This window comes from Salinimonas lutimaris (assembly GCF_005222225.1).
Lineage (GTDB): Bacteria > Pseudomonadota > Gammaproteobacteria > Enterobacterales > Alteromonadaceae > Alteromonas > Alteromonas lutimaris.
In genome coordinates this window covers 1,410,333-1,426,851 of sequence record NZ_CP036536.1, presented here as the reverse complement: position 1 = coordinate 1,426,851, position 16,519 = coordinate 1,410,333, and the positions used below count along the sequence as shown (strand labels likewise).

The 16,519-nt window shown below is 49.4% G+C and carries 13 protein-coding genes; 4 read left to right on the top strand and 9 right to left on the bottom strand.

The genetic code is table 11. From position 1 onward, the window contains the following. Positions 1–3: 3 nt before the first annotated feature. From fkpB to murJ, 5 genes are all read right to left on the bottom strand, one after another. A complete protein-coding gene (gene fkpB / locus EZV72_RS06000; RefSeq protein ID WP_137166387.1) occupies positions 4–453 on the bottom strand; it encodes an FKBP-type peptidyl-prolyl cis-trans isomerase in 450 nt (149 codons plus the stop codon). Between the two features lie 7 nt (positions 454–460). Then, positions 461–988, bottom strand: a complete 528-nt coding sequence (gene lspA, locus EZV72_RS05995) for a signal peptidase II (RefSeq protein WP_137166386.1) — start codon at positions 986–988, stop codon at positions 461–463. Continuing rightward, positions 981–3,806 (bottom strand): isoleucine--tRNA ligase, encoded by a 2,826-nt coding sequence (gene ileS, locus EZV72_RS05990; RefSeq protein WP_137166385.1) that lies wholly within the window; start codon positions 3,804–3,806, stop codon positions 981–983. The genes lspA and ileS overlap by 8 nt, the downstream gene beginning before the upstream one ends. A 79-nt stretch (positions 3,807–3,885) precedes the next feature. Then, the gene (gene ribF / locus EZV72_RS05985) at positions 3,886–4,812 is read right to left on the bottom strand and encodes a bifunctional riboflavin kinase/FAD synthetase (protein ID WP_137166384.1); all 927 of its coding nucleotides are present in this window, start codon (positions 4,810–4,812) and stop codon (positions 3,886–3,888) included. 126 nt (positions 4,813–4,938) lie between these two features. Beyond that, complete coding sequence (gene murJ / locus EZV72_RS05980) at positions 4,939–6,498, bottom strand: murein biosynthesis integral membrane protein MurJ (protein ID WP_137166383.1); 1,560 nt, start codon at positions 6,496–6,498, stop codon at positions 4,939–4,941. A 361-nt stretch (positions 6,499–6,859) separates the two neighbouring features. On the opposite strand from murJ, the gene rpsT reads away from it, so the two are divergent. The 3 genes from rpsT to EZV72_RS05965 all read left to right on the top strand — a co-directional run bounded on the left by rpsT (position 6,860) and on the right by EZV72_RS05965 (position 9,874). Beyond that, entirely contained in the window at positions 6,860–7,120 is a 261-nt protein-coding gene (gene rpsT, locus EZV72_RS05975) for a 30S ribosomal protein S20 (protein ID WP_137168674.1), read from the top strand. A 203-nt stretch (positions 7,121–7,323) separates the two neighbouring features. Next, positions 7,324–8,124: a UDP-2,3-diacylglucosamine diphosphatase gene (locus tag EZV72_RS05970; protein WP_137166382.1), complete on the top strand. Its 801-nt coding sequence runs from the start codon at positions 7,324–7,326 to the stop codon at positions 8,122–8,124. Between the two features lie 31 nt (positions 8,125–8,155). Further along, positions 8,156–9,874 (top strand): GNAT family N-acyltransferase, encoded by a 1,719-nt coding sequence (locus EZV72_RS05965; protein WP_137166381.1) that lies wholly within the window; start codon positions 8,156–8,158, stop codon positions 9,872–9,874. Positions 9,875–10,409: 535 nt separating this feature from the next. Here EZV72_RS05965 and EZV72_RS05960 read toward each other — a convergent pair. Continuing rightward, complete coding sequence (locus tag EZV72_RS05960; protein ID WP_137166380.1) at positions 10,410–10,727, bottom strand: hypothetical protein; 318 nt, start codon at positions 10,725–10,727, stop codon at positions 10,410–10,412. Positions 10,728–11,023: 296 nt separating this feature from the next. On the opposite strand from EZV72_RS05960, the gene EZV72_RS18410 reads away from it, so the two are divergent. Beyond that, the gene (locus tag EZV72_RS18410; protein ID WP_175405057.1) at positions 11,024–11,194 is read left to right on the top strand and encodes a hypothetical protein; all 171 of its coding nucleotides are present in this window, start codon (positions 11,024–11,026) and stop codon (positions 11,192–11,194) included. Positions 11,195–11,263: 69 nt separating this feature from the next. Here the strand turns inward: EZV72_RS18410 and EZV72_RS05955 are convergent, their stop codons facing one another. From EZV72_RS05955 to lon, 3 genes are all read right to left on the bottom strand, one after another. Further along, positions 11,264–13,153, bottom strand: a complete 1,890-nt coding sequence (locus EZV72_RS05955; protein WP_137166379.1) for a SurA N-terminal domain-containing protein — start codon at positions 13,151–13,153, stop codon at positions 11,264–11,266. Positions 13,154–13,419: 266 nt separating this feature from the next. Then, positions 13,420–13,692, bottom strand: coding sequence for a nucleoid-associated protein HU-beta (gene hupB, locus EZV72_RS05950; protein WP_119501982.1), 273 nt, complete (start codon positions 13,690–13,692; stop codon positions 13,420–13,422). A gap of 320 nt (positions 13,693–14,012) precedes the next feature. After that, complete coding sequence (gene lon, locus EZV72_RS05945) at positions 14,013–16,367, bottom strand: endopeptidase La (protein ID WP_137166378.1); 2,355 nt, start codon at positions 16,365–16,367, stop codon at positions 14,013–14,015. Positions 16,368–16,519: the final 152 nt, after the last annotated feature.

Sequence of the window (16,519 nt, the reverse complement as noted above, 5' to 3'; positions counted from 1 at the left end):
TCCTTAGGCCTGCGACTGGCTAACGCTTAAAATTTCAACATCAAAAATAACGACCTGTCCGGCCAGCGGATGGTTAAAATCCACGGTGACTGAGGTACCCGCCACACTGCGGATAATCCCCGGTATTTCCGTACCGTCTGGTTGGGCAAATGCCATAATCATGCCTTCTTCAATATTCAAATCAGATGAAAAACGGCTACGATCCATATAATGGATGTTTTCCGGTAACGGCTCACCAAATGCATCTTCAGGTACCAGGGTAAATGACTTTTTATCACCTTCTTTTAACCCCAGCAGACAGGCTTCAAAATTTGGTGTCAGGCTACCATCGCCCATTACCAGTTTGGCGGGCTTTTTATTTACCCGTGTGCTGTCAGCGGCTGAGCCGTCTTCCAGCTTTAGGTCAAAGTGCATCAGAACTTCACTGTTTGCACCAATTACAGAATCAGACATGCTGCCCTCACTTACTGCGTTGAGTTGAAGCCTGGTCTTTACCAGAATCTTTATCATGATTGTTAATTAACATATCAACAATCAGCATAGCCGCGCCGATAAAAATACCGGCATCGGCCAGATTAAACGCCGGCCAGTGGTACTGCCCCACATAAAAATCGAGAAAATCGATCACATAGCCATGAACCAGGCGGTCATAGACGTTGCCCAGCGCACCACCCAGAATAAAGCAGAATGCCACCGGCAGCATCACCTGATGACGAGGGGTGCTGCGCAACCACCAAAGAATCAGAGTGCTGACCACCGCAGCAATGCCGGTGAAAAACCAGCGTTGCCAGCCGGCTGCATCATGCAAAAAGCTAAATGCCGCCCCATAGTTGTGTACGTATGTCAGGTTGAAAAATGGCATCACTTCCACTGACTGATACAACTGCATTGAGCCCAGTACCGCGTACTTGGTCCATTGGTCAAGGGCAAACACCACCAGGCTGAGCCATAAGAAGCGCAGCCCGGACTGCCGTAGCATGTTAAGCATACTGACGCGTTTCCCCTTCGCCATCGACGTTAGTAATACAACGACCACACAGCTCAGGGTGCGCATCGTGCGTACCCACATCTTCGCGATGATGCCAGCAACGGGTGCATTTTTCACCCGCGCTCTTGGTCACTGCAATCGACAAACCTTCCACCTCGGTGGCCACGGCATTGTCAGAACGCTCGCTGGCCGGATGCAGAACAACACCAGAAGTGATAAACACAAAGCGCAGTTCATCATCCAGCTGGCTCAGCACATCCAGTAATTCCTGGCTGGCATACAGATGAACTTCAGCTTCCAGTGAACCGCCCAGGCGGCCGTCTTTACGGGCCTGTTCCATTGCCTGGTTTGCTGCATCCTTGATGTCCAGCATCTGGTGCCAGAAAGCATCACCAAAGGTTTCCTGCGCGGCAAATTGCTCCAGGCCTGTGTACCAGCTTTGGGTAAACACAAACTCTTCACGTTCGCCCGGCAACTCCTGCCAGATTTCCTGTGCTGTGAAGCTGGTTATCGGGGACATCCAGCGTACCAGTGCTTCGGCGATATGATACAGCGCGGTCTGACAGGAACGGCGGGCGTTACTGTCAGCTTTAGCGGTGTACTGACGATCTTTGATGATATCCAGATAAAAACTACCCAGTTCCACAGAACAGAAGTGAGTCAGTTTCTGGCTGACTACCAGCAGGTCATATTTTTCGTAAGCAGCAATCAGTTCCTGCTGCAGTTCGCGGGTCCGGCTGACAATCCAGCGATCCAGTGCCACCATGTTTTCAGGTGCAACCGCATGCTGCTGAGGCTCAAATCCATTCAGATTGGCCAGCAGGAAGCGTGCCGTGTTACGCACACGGCGATAGCCGTCAGCGGCGCGTTTAAGAATTTCATCCGACACCGCAATTTCGCCGCGGTAATCGGTTGATGCGACCCACAGACGCAGAATATCGGCGCCCAGTTTATTGGTAACTTCCTGTGGTGCTACTACATTGCCGACCGACTTGGACATTTTGCGACCATGCTGGTCAACCGTAAAGCCGTGCGTCAGCACCTGTTTGTACGGGGCGTGGCCGTGCATGGCGGTAGAGCTCATCAGTGACGACATAAACCAGCCGCGGTGCTGGTCAGAGCCTTCCAGATATAAGTCGGCACTGGCCGGAATATCTTCGCGACGGTCTACCACAAAGTAGTGCGTCACACCGGAGTCAAACCAGACATCCAGAGTGTCGGTCACTTTGTCATAGTCGCCGGCATCGTTACCCAGCAAAGTGGCATCGTCCAGATCCCACCAGGCCTGAATGCCTTTTTGCTCGACCTGCTGTGCCACCTGCTCCATCAGCGCGCTGCTTTGCGGATGAATTTCACCGGTTGTCTTATGCACGTATAAAGGAATAGGCACACCCCAGGTACGCTGGCGGGAAATACACCAGTCAGGACGACCTTCGACCATTTTTTCGATGCGGTTCTGACCCCAATCCGGAATCCACTGGGTTTCACGGATTTGTTCCAGCGATTCAGCGCGAAGTCCTTTTTTATCCATGCTGATAAACCACTGAGGCGTGGCACGGAAAATGATGGGCGTTTTGTGGCGCCAGCAGTGCGGGTAGCTGTGCTCGTAGCTTACGTTGAGCACCAGATTACCACGCTCCTGCACTTTTTCGATGATGCCCTTGTTGGCTTTAAACACAAACTGGCCGGCAAACATTGGCGTATTGTCAAGATACACACCATTGCTGCCTACCGGATTGTACACTTCAAGGCCGTACTGCTTACCAACATTAAAGTCATCAACACCGTGAGCAGGTGCAGTATGTACACAGCCAGTACCTGAATCAGTCGTAACATGCAGACCCAGAATCAAAGGTACCTGAACATCGTCAAACAGCGGATGCTGTACTTTGAGCGTATCCAGGGCTTCACCCAGGCAGGTAGCTTTTTCTTCATACGCGGTGATGCCGTAGCGCTGCATACAGCTTTCCAGCAGATCCTGCGCAACCACTAGCCAGTCACCGGTTTCGCTTACCTCAACCAGGGCATAGGTCAGCTCCGGGTGCAGGGTAATGGCGCGGTTGGCCGGCAGTGTCCATGGCGTGGTTGTCCAGATAACCACACCGGTATTGTGTGCAGTCAGGTCAGCTTCGCTCACGCCAAAGGCTGCAGCAATGCCCTGGCTGTCTGCTACCGGGAATTTCACATCAATCGCCGGCGATACTTTATCTTTGTATTCTACTTCCGCTTCAGCCAGAGCCGACCCACAGTCAGTACACCAGTGAACCGGCTTAAAGCCTTTTTCCAGGTGGCCTGAGTCAACAATTTTGCTCAGTGCACGGATGATGTCAGCTTCTGAGCTGTAATCCATGGTTTTGTACGGCTTGTCCCATTCGCCAAATACACCTAGTCGCTTGAAGTCATCCATCTGACCGTCAATTTGCTTTTGCGCGTATTCACGACATTTTTGACGAAACTCAGCCGCCGTGACCTTCTGACCCGGCTTACCAACTTTCTTTTCAACCATCAGTTCGATAGGTAAGCCGTGACAATCCCAGCCCGGAATATAAGGTGCGTCAAAATCAGATAAGGTTTTTGACTTTACAATAATGTCTTTGAGGATTTTATTTACCGCATGGCCAATATGAATATTACCGTTGGCATACGGAGGACCATCGTGCAATACGAATGGTGTTTTGCCTGCCTTCGCTTCGCGAATTTTTTTATAAATGCCCTTTTCTTGCCATGACTTAAGCATTTTAGGTTCGCGTTGCGCTAGGTTACCGCGCATCGGAAACGGCGTTTCCGGGAGGTTTAATGTGGCTTTATAATCACTCATAAACTTGTTTTTTCCATCCACCTGAATCGTGCGTTATACAACACACCCGAGATCTGCTGCCCTCTGGCAGCTTACGAATTTACTGACTAAAAAACAGACGCGCCTGTTGAGCGTCTTTTTCAATTTGCGATTTTAACTCTTCAAATGAGTCAAATTTTATTTCATCCCGAATTTTCTGTCTTGGGTAGACTTCGATATTGCGGCCATAAAGATCGCCGTTATATTCAAATATATGCACTTCAAGCTGCATCTGGCGGCCGTTAAGCGTAGGACGGGAACCCACATTAGCCACGCCCTGCCAGCATGTGCCGCTATCATCTTTAAGCGACACCGCGAACACCCCTTTGATCGGCGTGCGAAACCGTTTCAGCAAAACATTGGCTGTAGGAAAGCCAATCGTCCGCCCTTTCTTTTCACCGTGAACCACCCGCCCGCGGATCGCAAACGGTCGACCCAGCATGGCCTGCGCCCGCTCAAACTCTCCACCGGCCAGTGCCTGGCGCACAGCGGTTGAACTGATACGGCAGTCGTCAACCCGGAAACTGTCGGTGCTGACCACGTCAAACCCGTACTGTTGACCGGCTTTTCTGAGCATATCAAAATCACCCAGCCGTCCCTGACCAAAACGGAAATCATCGCCCACCACCAGAAACTTAACGCCCAGCCTGGCCACCAGAAAACGACGGATAAAATCATCGGCACTCTGACTGGCAAACTCCCGGTTAAAACGCACGCACAATAAGCGGTCTGTGCCCGCCTCTTTCAATAAGCGGTATTTTTCCGCCAGGGTACTTAGTCTGGCCGGCGCCTTATCAGGCGTAAAGACTTCTTCAGGCTGAGGCTCAAACACCATAACGGTTGCCGGTAATCCCAACTCCCTCGCCTTTTCCTGTACGTTGGCCAACACGGCCCGGTGACCTTTATGGACACCGTCAAACTTACCGATAGTAAGTACACATCCCTGATGTCGGGGGCGAATGTTATGCAAGCCTCTGATTAATTCCACAACGTGCCTGAACCTTGTTTATGCCTGGATTGACGTTTATCCGTTTTTGGGCGCACTGGTCCTGAACCAATGCAAAACCGCGATTATAAACGAGCCATCGCGTAATACCAATCGTTGCGCCCCAGTTTATCCGCCAGATGCTTTAAAGTGTGCCGGACGGGTGCCCAACAGCAGCATAACAATGACAAAAGTAGCGGCGGCCGCACCGATAGTCAGACCAACATGCTGAATCTGCGCAGCCAGGCTCAGTGCATAAAAACCATCACCGCGATCAAAATACACAATGGTCCAGGCCATGACGGCGCAAGCCAAGATGGTTCTGACCAGAAATATCACGCTTTTGCCGGTTAACTTATACACGCCGATACGATGCAACTGTCCGTATAATAAACCGGCGTTCAGGGCTGCCGACAAACTGGTCGCAATGGCCAGCCCGATATAGCCATACGGCACTGCAAAGATCAGGTTAAACACCATATTGGATGCCATACACCAGATACCGAATTTGACCGGTGTTTTGGTGTCCTGCCGGGAATAAAACCCTGGGGCAAGCACTTTAACCAGCATGAAAAACCACAGCCCAAACGCATACGCGGTCAGGGAGTAAGAAGCCATTTTGGCGGTTTCAGCAGTAAAGGCACCACGCTGGAAAATCACCGTAAGGATTGGCTCGGCCATAAAGGCCAGCCCCACTGCGGCGGGTAGCCCGAGTGCCGAGACCATACGCACAGACCAGTCCATATTGCCAGAAAAGGCAGCGGGATCTTTGGCGACATGATTGCGCGATAAGGTCGGTAAAATGACAGTCGCAATCGCAATGCCAAATAAGCCAAGCGGAAATTCCAGTAACCGGTCGGAGTAATACAGCCAGCTGATAGAGCCGGTAGCCAGAAAGCTGGCAATAAAGGTATCAAATAGCAGATTCAGCTGACCCACCGATACGCCAAAGAGCGCGGGAATCATTAATTTTCTCACTTTGACCACATTCGGGTCGTGCCAGCCCCAGCGCGGTTTGACCAGTAAACCGGCTCGCCATAAAAACGGCAGCTGAAAACCCAGCTGTACCACGCCACCGACAAAAACACCCCAGGCCAGCGCAAACGCTGGTTGTGTCATGGATGGTGCCATCCATATTGCAAAGCCAATAATACACACGTTCAGCAGAACCGGGGTGAACGCCGCCACAGCAAATTTATTCAGGGTATTTAAAATAGCGCCGGACAACCCGGTAAGAGAAATAAACGCCAGATAAGGAAAAGTAATTTTTAACATAGCTGAGGCCAGCTCAAACTTCTGTCCGTCTGGCCCGTCATTAAGATATTCAATAAACCAGCCAGTGCCAAACAGCGCCGCCAGTACGGGGGATGCGACCACGCCTACCAGTGAAACAATAAAGACAATGGCGCCCAGCGTACCGGACACCTTGGCCACAAACTCCCGCAGTTCCTTTTTATCATCCTGATGATGCACTTCGGTCAGCACCGGGATAAACGCCTGTGCAAAGGCCCCCTCGGCAAACAGGCGGCGCAGAAAATTGGGTATTTTGTTGGCAAAAAAGAAGACGTCAGCCGCAGCACCATCCCCCATCAGCCTGGCGACCACCACATCCCGGACCAGCCCGAGTACGCGGGAAACCAGCGTCATCGCGCTGACAATCAGACCGGATTTGAGTAACTTACCTGACACACTGCCTCTTAGAATATGCCTGAAAAAAGGACGCACACTATAGCCCAATGCGCGGTGTCAGGAAATAGCACACCCCGCTATTTAAAGGCGACTCAGCAGTAAAATGACGATGATAGTGACAATTAATTGAGTAAAAACGCATTTAAGCGGGTGAAAATCTGCTTTTATGCTGGTATACTCCGCGCCCAGCATGGATTGGGGGTGCTACTTTAATGAGTATTTACCCTGCATTTCCTGCCACAACCAATGGCGGTAAATCTGCTACCTTTTGATTGTTGAGCAAAATAGTTTGACAAATAATCGATTGGTAGGCACAATCCGCACCCTCGTTTTTGACATGAATTTATTTGGGAGTTACACCTTGGCTAACATTAAGTCTGCTAAGAAACGTGCAATTCAAGCCGAAAAGCGTCGTCAGCATAATGCCAGCCGCCGCTCCATGACTCGTACAAGTATCAAGAAAGTAGTAGCTGCTATCGCTAATGGCGATAAAGAAGGTGCACAATCTGCACTGGCTGCTGCCACTCCAGTTCTTGACAGAATGGCTACCAAAGGTTTGATTCACAAGAACAAAGCTGCTCGTCATAAGAGCCGTCTGGCTGCGCAAATTAAAGCGCTGTAAGACTTATCTTATGCTTTTAGCTTTAGAAAAGCGCCCTTCGGGCGCTTTTTTATTGCCTGTTTTTCACTAACATCCCCGCTTTTCTCTTATTTCACTGTCGTACTGACCAGGCTGACTGTCACAGGATCGTCAAGCAAGCGTCACCAACCTGTCAATTATGCCTCCTAACATGACAACCCAAGGTCATTACTTTGGACATTGTCATGCAATACGCTCACTACAAAACGCTCTGGCTATCAGATTTACATCTGGGCAACCGCGACTGTAAAGCAGACTACCTGCTGCATTTTCTGAATAATATCTCGGTCGATACCCTGTATCTGGTTGGCGATATCGTCGACATGTGGGAGATGTCCCGACAATTCCGCTGGCCTGAAGCACACAATAAAGTCATGCACAAATTAATGGCCATGAGTAATGAGGGCACCCGGGTCGTCTACCTGCCCGGCAATCATGATGCGCCTGTTCAGTCCTATTCAGGGATGGCGTTTGGTGATATCGAAATTGAGCGGGAACTGATACATATCACGTCCCAGGGTAAAAAGTATCTGGTGTTACATGGAGATCAGTTTGATGCCGATGTCACGCTGGGAAAATTTCACGCCTGGATGGGCGATAAAGCCTACGACCTGCTGCTGTTTTTAAATCGCTGGTTCAATCGTTTTCGACACTGGCGTAAGCGCGAATACTGGTCGCTGGCCGGATATATCAAGCGGCACATCAAAGGCGCTAACGAAGCGATTGAACGCTATCGCGCCGCCTGCTGTAAACGAGCCGCCGATTTGCAGCTCGACGGGGTAATTTGCGGTCATATCCATCATCCTGAAAGCAGTATGGTCAACGGGATTCACTATATCAACGATGGCGACTGGGTTGAAAACTGCTCAGCGCTGGCAGAAGACAGTCAGGGCAATCTTTCACTGATTCATTATCTGCAAGAAATAGATACCGCAACATCGGTCTCTATTCTAAATCCAGACACCAAAACGTCCCGCGCCGCCTAGTCCCGGCCGGTGTCTTTGCAAAAGGGTTACTATGTTTACTGTTGATGACGTGCTTAATAAACATTATCCCCAGGTTGCCTCGCATCCCTGGCTGTTCAAGTCTTTGTCGTTTGCGCTGCGACGGTTGCTGCACGAGCAGGATATTGCCGAATTTGGTGCCGCATACCCGCATTATCATGACATCGATTTTGTGGAGCAGGTGCTGGAATATTTCAATATCTCGTATTCTACCCGCGATGTGGAAAAAGAGCGTATTCCCAGTGATGGCCGGGTAGTCATTATCGCTAATCATCCAATAGGCTCGCTGGATGCGCTGGCACTGATAAAACTGCTCAGTGAAGTTCGCCACGACGTCAAGGTAGTGGCCAATCAGATGCTGATGGAGATTGAACCATTGCATAATATGTTGCTGCCGGTGAACAATATGCAAGGTGGCACACCCAAACAGCATTTATCCGCCATTAGCCGACATCTGGAGCAGGAAGGTGCACTGCTGATATTTCCGGCCGGTGAAGTGTCCCGTCTGCGCCCTCAGGGCGTACGCGACACTCACTGGCATACTGGCTTTCTGCGCATTGCACGACAAACAAAATCCCCGGTGTTGCCGGTGTACATTGATGCCAAAAACTCACCGCTGTTCTATGGCGTATCGATGGTTTACAAGCCGCTGGCCACAGCGTTACTGGTTAAGGAAATGTTCAGGCAACGTCGCAAACATTTACCCATGCGCATTGGTGAGCTTATCCCACATCAGGGATATCAGAATTTATCTATTCCATTAAAAGACCAGGTCAAACTCTTCAAGCGCCACCTGTACCGGATTGGCAGTAACAAAAAGGGCGTGCTGCCCACTCAGGCTGCGGTAGCTTTACCCGAAGACCGCAAAGAACTGTGCCGCGCCATAAAGCAATGTGAGCTGCTGGGTCATACCGGCGACGGTAAACATATTTATCTGTATCAGCATGGCGGTTATTCGCCGGTGATGCGTGAAATTGGCCGGCTGAGGGAAGTTGCTTTTCGGGCAGTCGGAGAAGGAACCAACCGCCGCCGCGATATTGATCAGTATGACAGTCACTATTATCACCTGGTGTTATGGGATGACAGCGATTTAGAAATTGTCGGGGCTTACCGGTTTGGAGACGCTCAGACGCTGACCGCTCCGGACCACCCTACCGGCCTCTACTCAGCCACATTATTCAGTTATGGGCAGGACAATCAGGCATTGTTCGGCGCCGGACTGGAACTGGGCAGAAGCTTTGTACAGCCCCGTTACTGGGGCAAGCGCAGCCTGGATTATCTGTGGTTTGGCATCGGCGCCTTTTTAAGCCGTTATCCAAAATATCAGTATTTATTCGGGGCGGTAAGTATCAGTAACGGGTATCCGCAACCGGCTAAAGATTTGCTGGTTGAGTTTTACCGCACGCATTTTCCGGCCCGCTTCGGTCAGGCGGCATCCCGACTGCCCTACCGGGTTTCGCAGGATATACTGCATACCTTTGCCGGTGAAGACTACAAGGCAGAGTTCACCGAGCTTAAACATCTGCTGGCCAATATGGGCGTCAACGTGCCTACGTTATACAAACAGTACACTGAGGTGTGTGAGCCGGGTGGCGTGGCATTTCTTGATTTCAATATTGACCCGGATTTTGCCGATTGTATTGATGGCCTGGTGGTCGTTGACTTAGCCACGCTGACCGTCAAAAAGCGTAAACGCTATATGACGCAGCCCTCCTTGTCAAAAACAGCCTGACGTGTTTCCCGGACCGGCTGAGCGCGGTCAGGGTCTGGTAAATTCAGATGGCTTTGTGAATCGCATTGTCGCAGGTATGCGGATAAGCAGCCAGCATCGCAGTGGTCTCCGTTTTCATATCGGCAGCTCTACCACTATATAACAGACTGTTGGTAATGAAGAGAATGAACAGGTCGCTGCACCAGGTAGGCAGAGGCCAAAACCACATCGGTATGAACGCAAAAGGTAGTATGAGTCGTTACCTCACTCCCCGGGCAGTCAGGTCACTGACACCAAGCATCAGAAATGCTGGAGAAGAAACCACTGTTTTATCAGGCGGTGGGCGATGAACATCTGGCAGCCGGCGTGGTGGGGGTGGCCGACTTTTGTGCTATCAGGTTTTTAGCCTAACCAACACTATTTATAACCGTGTTGCAGAGTGGAGACACCTGGTGCAATCATTATTGACTCCGTTTAGATCCGTGAGTCTGCTATTACACCCTAGTGCTTTGACGGCCGTATAACCATTTTACGACAGTCTCATGGCAAATCTGGCTTAGAAAGTGTGAAGCACATCCACAATTTCGCGCGTGTCTTCAATCACCCGAACCACTTTGTTTTGCAAACGTACAGCCACGGTGCCATTGGCGGCATCGCGATATACTACCTTGCTTTGACGGTATAAATCATAATCCAGCTTACTGCCTTTGGCTAATCCACTACGCCAGTTATCCGGTAACTGATTACTGGCCAGCATATCACTTTCACCAGCAAGTGGAAGGTAATGTCCGCGATCAGCTGCCTGGGCAACAAAAGACAGCGATAACGCAGAGGCAAGAAAAGCGGCCCGAAGCAGTGGCGTTTGCATAGTCATGATGTTTAACTCTGTAGATTAACTTTAGTCTAATAAAGCAAAACGCATACCTTTAACATCGAACTAGCTGAAATTAATAATAAGCACATGAAATATATAAATTTATTTCTTTAAGCTTGAATCTGCCAACACGGCATAACCAGCGCGCTATGCAAAAGTGTCCCATTTTTATAAAAAAATGTAGCAATATGGAAACAGCTGGTACTCTTTGACTAGAAAACCAATCAGACTGGTGCTTTTAAGCAGGCAGTAAAACAGGCTATTATCTTCTTACTCCAACAAAACAGGTATCCCACATGATTAAAATCATTGTACTAATTCCTTTGCTGCTTAGCATACTGTGGGTTGGTTACCTTAAAGCCAATAACTATTCGATAGCTGACGGTAAACAGGGCTTCACCTATATTTTTGTGGTTTCTACTGTGATTGCCGCATTTTACTCTCTCATGCTGTTTCTCACTCACTGATTTATTTTCACCCACAAAAAAAGGTGTGCCGCGGCACACCTTTTGTCAGTCTGGGTAAACTTTTACAGCCTACTGAACCAGAATCTCTACTTCAGCTTCGCTACGCAGGCCATTCACATAGCTCTGGTAAGCGCTCTGCCCGTAAGCCTGACCCAGACGCTGACGCAGACTGTTAACCAGTTCCTGAGCCGGTGCATCCGGTTTATGTACCGCGGTCAGCCTGACCACAGCCACGTCGCCATTGGCCAGTTCGGCAACATCCAGAGACTGACCTTCCTGCATTGACAGGGTAAATAAGCTGTTTACCACCGCACGAGGCAGTTCGCCCGGATTACGGGAGACCTTTTCTGCCGGCTGCCAGCTCAAAGAATGCGCCTGCAGACTTTCCTGCACGTCTTCACCGGCAGTCAGGCTGGTCAGTAATTCTTCAGCCCAGCTTACCGCCGCCTGCTGTGACTTTTTTGCCCGCAACTGGGTTTCAATGTCCGATTTTACTTCTGCCAGCTCACGGGTACGCTGAGCTTCATGCTCTTTCACACGCACTACGATAACCGAATTTTCATCCAGCTCAATGACTTCACTGTTAACGCGATCTTCAATCAGTTCAGGCGAAAAGGCCAGGTTCAGTACTTCAGCATTACTGACCGACTCAGGGGCCTGAGACCGGGCAAATAAACCTGTTTCCCGGACCGGCTGGTTGGCAACACCCGCCACATCTTGCAGTGTATCAGGCACTTCAAAGGCCACTTCATCCATACGCGAGCGAAGCTCATAAAAACGCTCCATCGCCTGGTCCTGTTGCAGGGTAGAACGAATCTCTTCTTTCACGTCAGCCAGGGCTGTCACCTGCTCTGGTTTAATATCTGTCAGTTTTATGATGTGGAAACCAAAGTCAGTTTCGACAACCTGAGAAACATCGCCAGCCTCAGCAAGACCAAACGCAGACTCATCAAATGCCGGATCCATCATGTCACGGCTGATGAAATTCAGGTCACCACCATTTTCAGCAGAGAAGGTATCGTCTGAATTTTCTTCTGCCAGCGTAGCAAAATCAGCGCCCTGCTCCAGCTCCTGATGCAGGCTCTCTGCTTTTTGACGGGCAGCATCTTTGTCATCACCAAACTCGATCAGAATATGAGACACGCGACGCTCTTCTTCTTCACGATACCGGTCCTGATTATTCTGATAATAATCTTCAATTTGCTGCTCGCTAACGTTTACGTCGCCTTTCAGGTCATCAACAGACAGCGTTACATAAGCCAGATTCACTTTTTCCTGAGTATCGAAAGCCGTGATGTTCGCCTGATAATAATTTTCCAAATCCTGTTGTGAAATTTCCACACTATCAGCAAAGTCCTGGCTGTTAATCATCAGATACTCGCCATCGCGCGTCTGGGACTGTAAATCCCAGGCGCGATTCACTTCGCTGGCCAGCGCAAATGACGATACGCCCAGTGCGCGAGTGAGCTGTTCACGAGTCAGTTCGGTACGCAGATAATCACGGAAATCTGCAGGCTGGAAACCACTTTGACGCAGCACTGCCAGATAACGCTCGTTATCAAATTCACCGGCTGTCTGGAAAGCCTGCATCTGACGAATGGTATCTTTGACCTGCGCATCGCTGACACGTAAACCCAACTCAGTGGCCTGTTGCTCAACCACTTTATTATTAATCAGCTGCTCTAAAACATTACGACGAAAATCTTTCAGGTAGCCTTCGTTGGAAAACATCGCCGCTACGCTGTCCCCGTACTGCTGCTCCATTCGTGCGCGCTGGTTTTCATAAGCCCGCTCCAGGGTTGCCTGGTCAATTTCTTCGCCATTCACTTTTGCCACTGCAGTGCTGCCTGAAGAGGTCAGATAGCTGCCTACACCAGCAAAGACGAAACTAAGGACCACCAGGCCGATAATGATCATGGCCCACGGGCCCTGAGAACCTTCTCTGATTCTTTCTAGCATGATTCGATTTCAACTCCGTTGCTTACAACACTTGCCGCAAGTCTGTCTGTAGTCCGATACGTACCGGATACTTCCGATGCTGGCAAAAATTAGGCAGGATTATAACGCGATTGGGATTGAAAACGCGATGGTTTTATCCCCTTTGGATGTGCTTTATCGCCCTGAGGATGAGAGAGAAACCGTCAGGTCTTTGCATAATCTCTCAGGCGACACAAATAAAAAAGGCGATGGGGTTAACCATCGCCTTTTTAAAGAAACTTTTATTCTTAGTTGCACGCGTCTTTCAGAGCTTTACCCGCTTTGAAAGATGGTACTTTTGCTGCTGCGATCTGAATAGTCTCGCCAGTTTGTGGGTTGCGGCCGCTGCGAGCTGAACGCTCACGAACTGCGAATGTACCGAAACCAACTAGAGCAACCTGGTCGCCTTCTTTCAGTGCTGCGGTAACTGCATCAGTAAATGCATCCAGCGCACGGCCGGCAGCCGCTTTAGAAATATCCGCACCTGCAGCGATTTGGTCGATTAGTTGAGACTTGTTCACAATATGATCCCCTTCGTTTGTTATTATACTGTTTGTCCGAAACAGTGTTCGAAAATATGTTTCGAAACGTTATAACAGGCTTAATGCTAAAATCAAGCAGTCTGTTACAAATGATTAACTTTGAATGAATCGCCGCTATCCCTTATTTGACAAGGCTTCAAGCGACTACTCAGTAAAGGTAACACAACTTCTGCACGTTGAAAGCCCTAAATTTCAAAAAAAACGGCTTTTTTCACTTTTCCAGCACACTTTTTGAGCGCCTGACCTGAAAAAATGGCTGCCGCCCTTTAAAATCAGGCGATACAGCCATTTTGGTACGCTTATTTTGCGTTCACTACTTCGAACGACTCTACTGGTTCCTGAAGCGCAATATCCAGCACCTCGTCAATCCATTTCACCGGGTGAATCGATAACGCTTGTTTAACATTTTCCGGAATCTCTTCCAAATCACGTTCGTTATCTTTTGGAATGACTACTGTTTTAATACCACCACGATGAGCGGCCAGCAATTTCTCTTTTAAACCACCAATCGCCAGTACTTCTCCACGCAGGGTTATTTCGCCGGTCATTGCCACATCGCATTTAACCGGGTTACCGGTTAACGATGAGACCAGAGCTGTACACATGGCAATACCAGCACTTGGACCATCTTTGGGTGTTGCGCCTTCTGGTACGTGCACATGTATATCACGCTTTTCATAGAAGTCTTCGTTAATCCGCAGTTTCTGAGCGCGGCTTCTTACCACGGTCATGGCTGCTTTAATTGACTCCTGCATCACATCACCTAAAGAGCCGGTCGAGGTCATCTTGCCTTTACCTGGTACCGTACTGGTCTCGATGGTCAGCAAGTCACCACCAACCTGGGTCCAGGCCAGGCCAGTTACCTGACCAATCTGATTGTCCTTATCTGCCTTACCATAGTCGTGACGTTGTACACCCAGGAAGTCTTTCAGGTTGTCCTGGGTCACCACCACTTTTTCTTTGCTCTTCGACAACAAGATATCTTTTACCGCTTTACGGCATACTTTAGAGATTTCACGCTCCAGGTTCCGTACGCCGGCTTCTCGGGTGTAGTAGCGTATAATACCGATAATGGCAGACTCGGTTATCTCCAGCTCATCTTTTTTCAGGCCATTACGTTCCATCTGTTTTGAGATCAGATGGCGTAGTGCAATATTCAGTTTTTCATCTTCGGTATAACCCGACAAACGAATCACTTCCATCCGGTCAAGTAACGGACCAGGGATATTCATGCTATTGGAAGTGGCAACAAACATCACATCAGACAGGTCATAATCCACTTCCAGGTAATGATCACTGAAGCTGTTGTTTTGCTCAGGGTCCAGTACTTCCAGCAAAGCGGAGGCAGGATCGCCGCGCATATCTGCTGACATCTTGTCGATTTCATCAAGCAGGAATAACGGGTTTTTCACACCCACTTTTGACATATTCTGAATCAGCTTGCCCGGTAGTGAACCAATGTAGGTTCTGCGATGGCCGCGAATTTCGGCTTCATCGCGCACGCCACCCAGCGCCATACGAACGTACTTACGGCCGGTAGCTTTGGCAACCGATTGCCCCAGCGAGGTTTTACCTACCCCTGGCGGCCCAACCAGACACAGAATCGGCCCTTTCAGTTTTTTCACCCGCTGTTGAACAGCCAGATACTCAATAATGCGCTCTTTGACCTTCTCCAGACCATAATGATCCGCATCCAGCACTTTTTCAGCCCGCGACAAATCTTTTTTCACCGGGCTGCGCTTTTGCCATGGCACATTGGTCAGCCATTCGATGTAACTGCGTACCACAGTGGCTTCGGCCGACATCGGCGACATCATTTTGAGCTTTTGTAACTCAGCACGCGCCTTGTCTTCAGCTTCTTTGGGCATTTTTGCTTCACTGATTTTGTTACTCAGTGCTTCAAACTCGTCCGGCGCATCGTCCATTTCACCCAGTTCTTTCTGAATCGCTTTCATTTGCTCATTCAGATAGTATTCGCGCTGACTTTTCTCCATCTGCTTTTTGACCCGGGTACGAATCTTCTTTTCGACCTGGAGCAGATCGATTTCCCCTTCCATTAACGCCATCAGGTACTCAAGACGCTCATTCACGCCTTTCATTTCCAGTACCTTTTGTTTTTCAGTTAATTTCAGCGGCATATGCGCTGCCATGGTATCGGCCAGGCGCGCAGCATCATCAATACCGTTAAGCGAGGTCAGTACTTCAGGGGGAATCTTTTTGTTTAATTTAACATAGCCTTCAAACTGCGACACCGCGGAGCGAATCAATACTTCCTGCTCGTTCTCAGCAATCGCTTCGTCTTCAATTTGATCTACCGTGGCAGCATAAAAAGGCTCTGACTGGGAATATTTGTCAATTTGCCCACGCACATTACCTTCAACCAGTACTTTTACTGTGCCGTCCGGTAATTTAAGCAGCTGTAAAATGGTGGCAATCGTGCCAACATTGTAAATGTCATCCGTTTCAGGCTCATCGACACTGGCATCTTTCTGGGCAACCAGAAAGATCTGCTTATCATTGTCCATTGCCGCTTCAAGGCAACGAATAGATTTTTCACGGCCGACAAACAAAGGTATGACCATATGTGGGTAGACCACGACGTCCCGTAAAGCCAGTACGGGGATCTCACTACGACTGTCACGCTCTGTTGTCATACTTATACTCTGTTAGTTACTGTTGTCGTTTTATATGGGGATATTGTGGCAAAGTTCAAACAGTTATCCGTGAATAACCCGCCCGGTCGTTTGTTTGAATGACTCGATAATGAGTCCGGTTGCTTATCCCTGCCTTTTGGCCTGCAACAGAC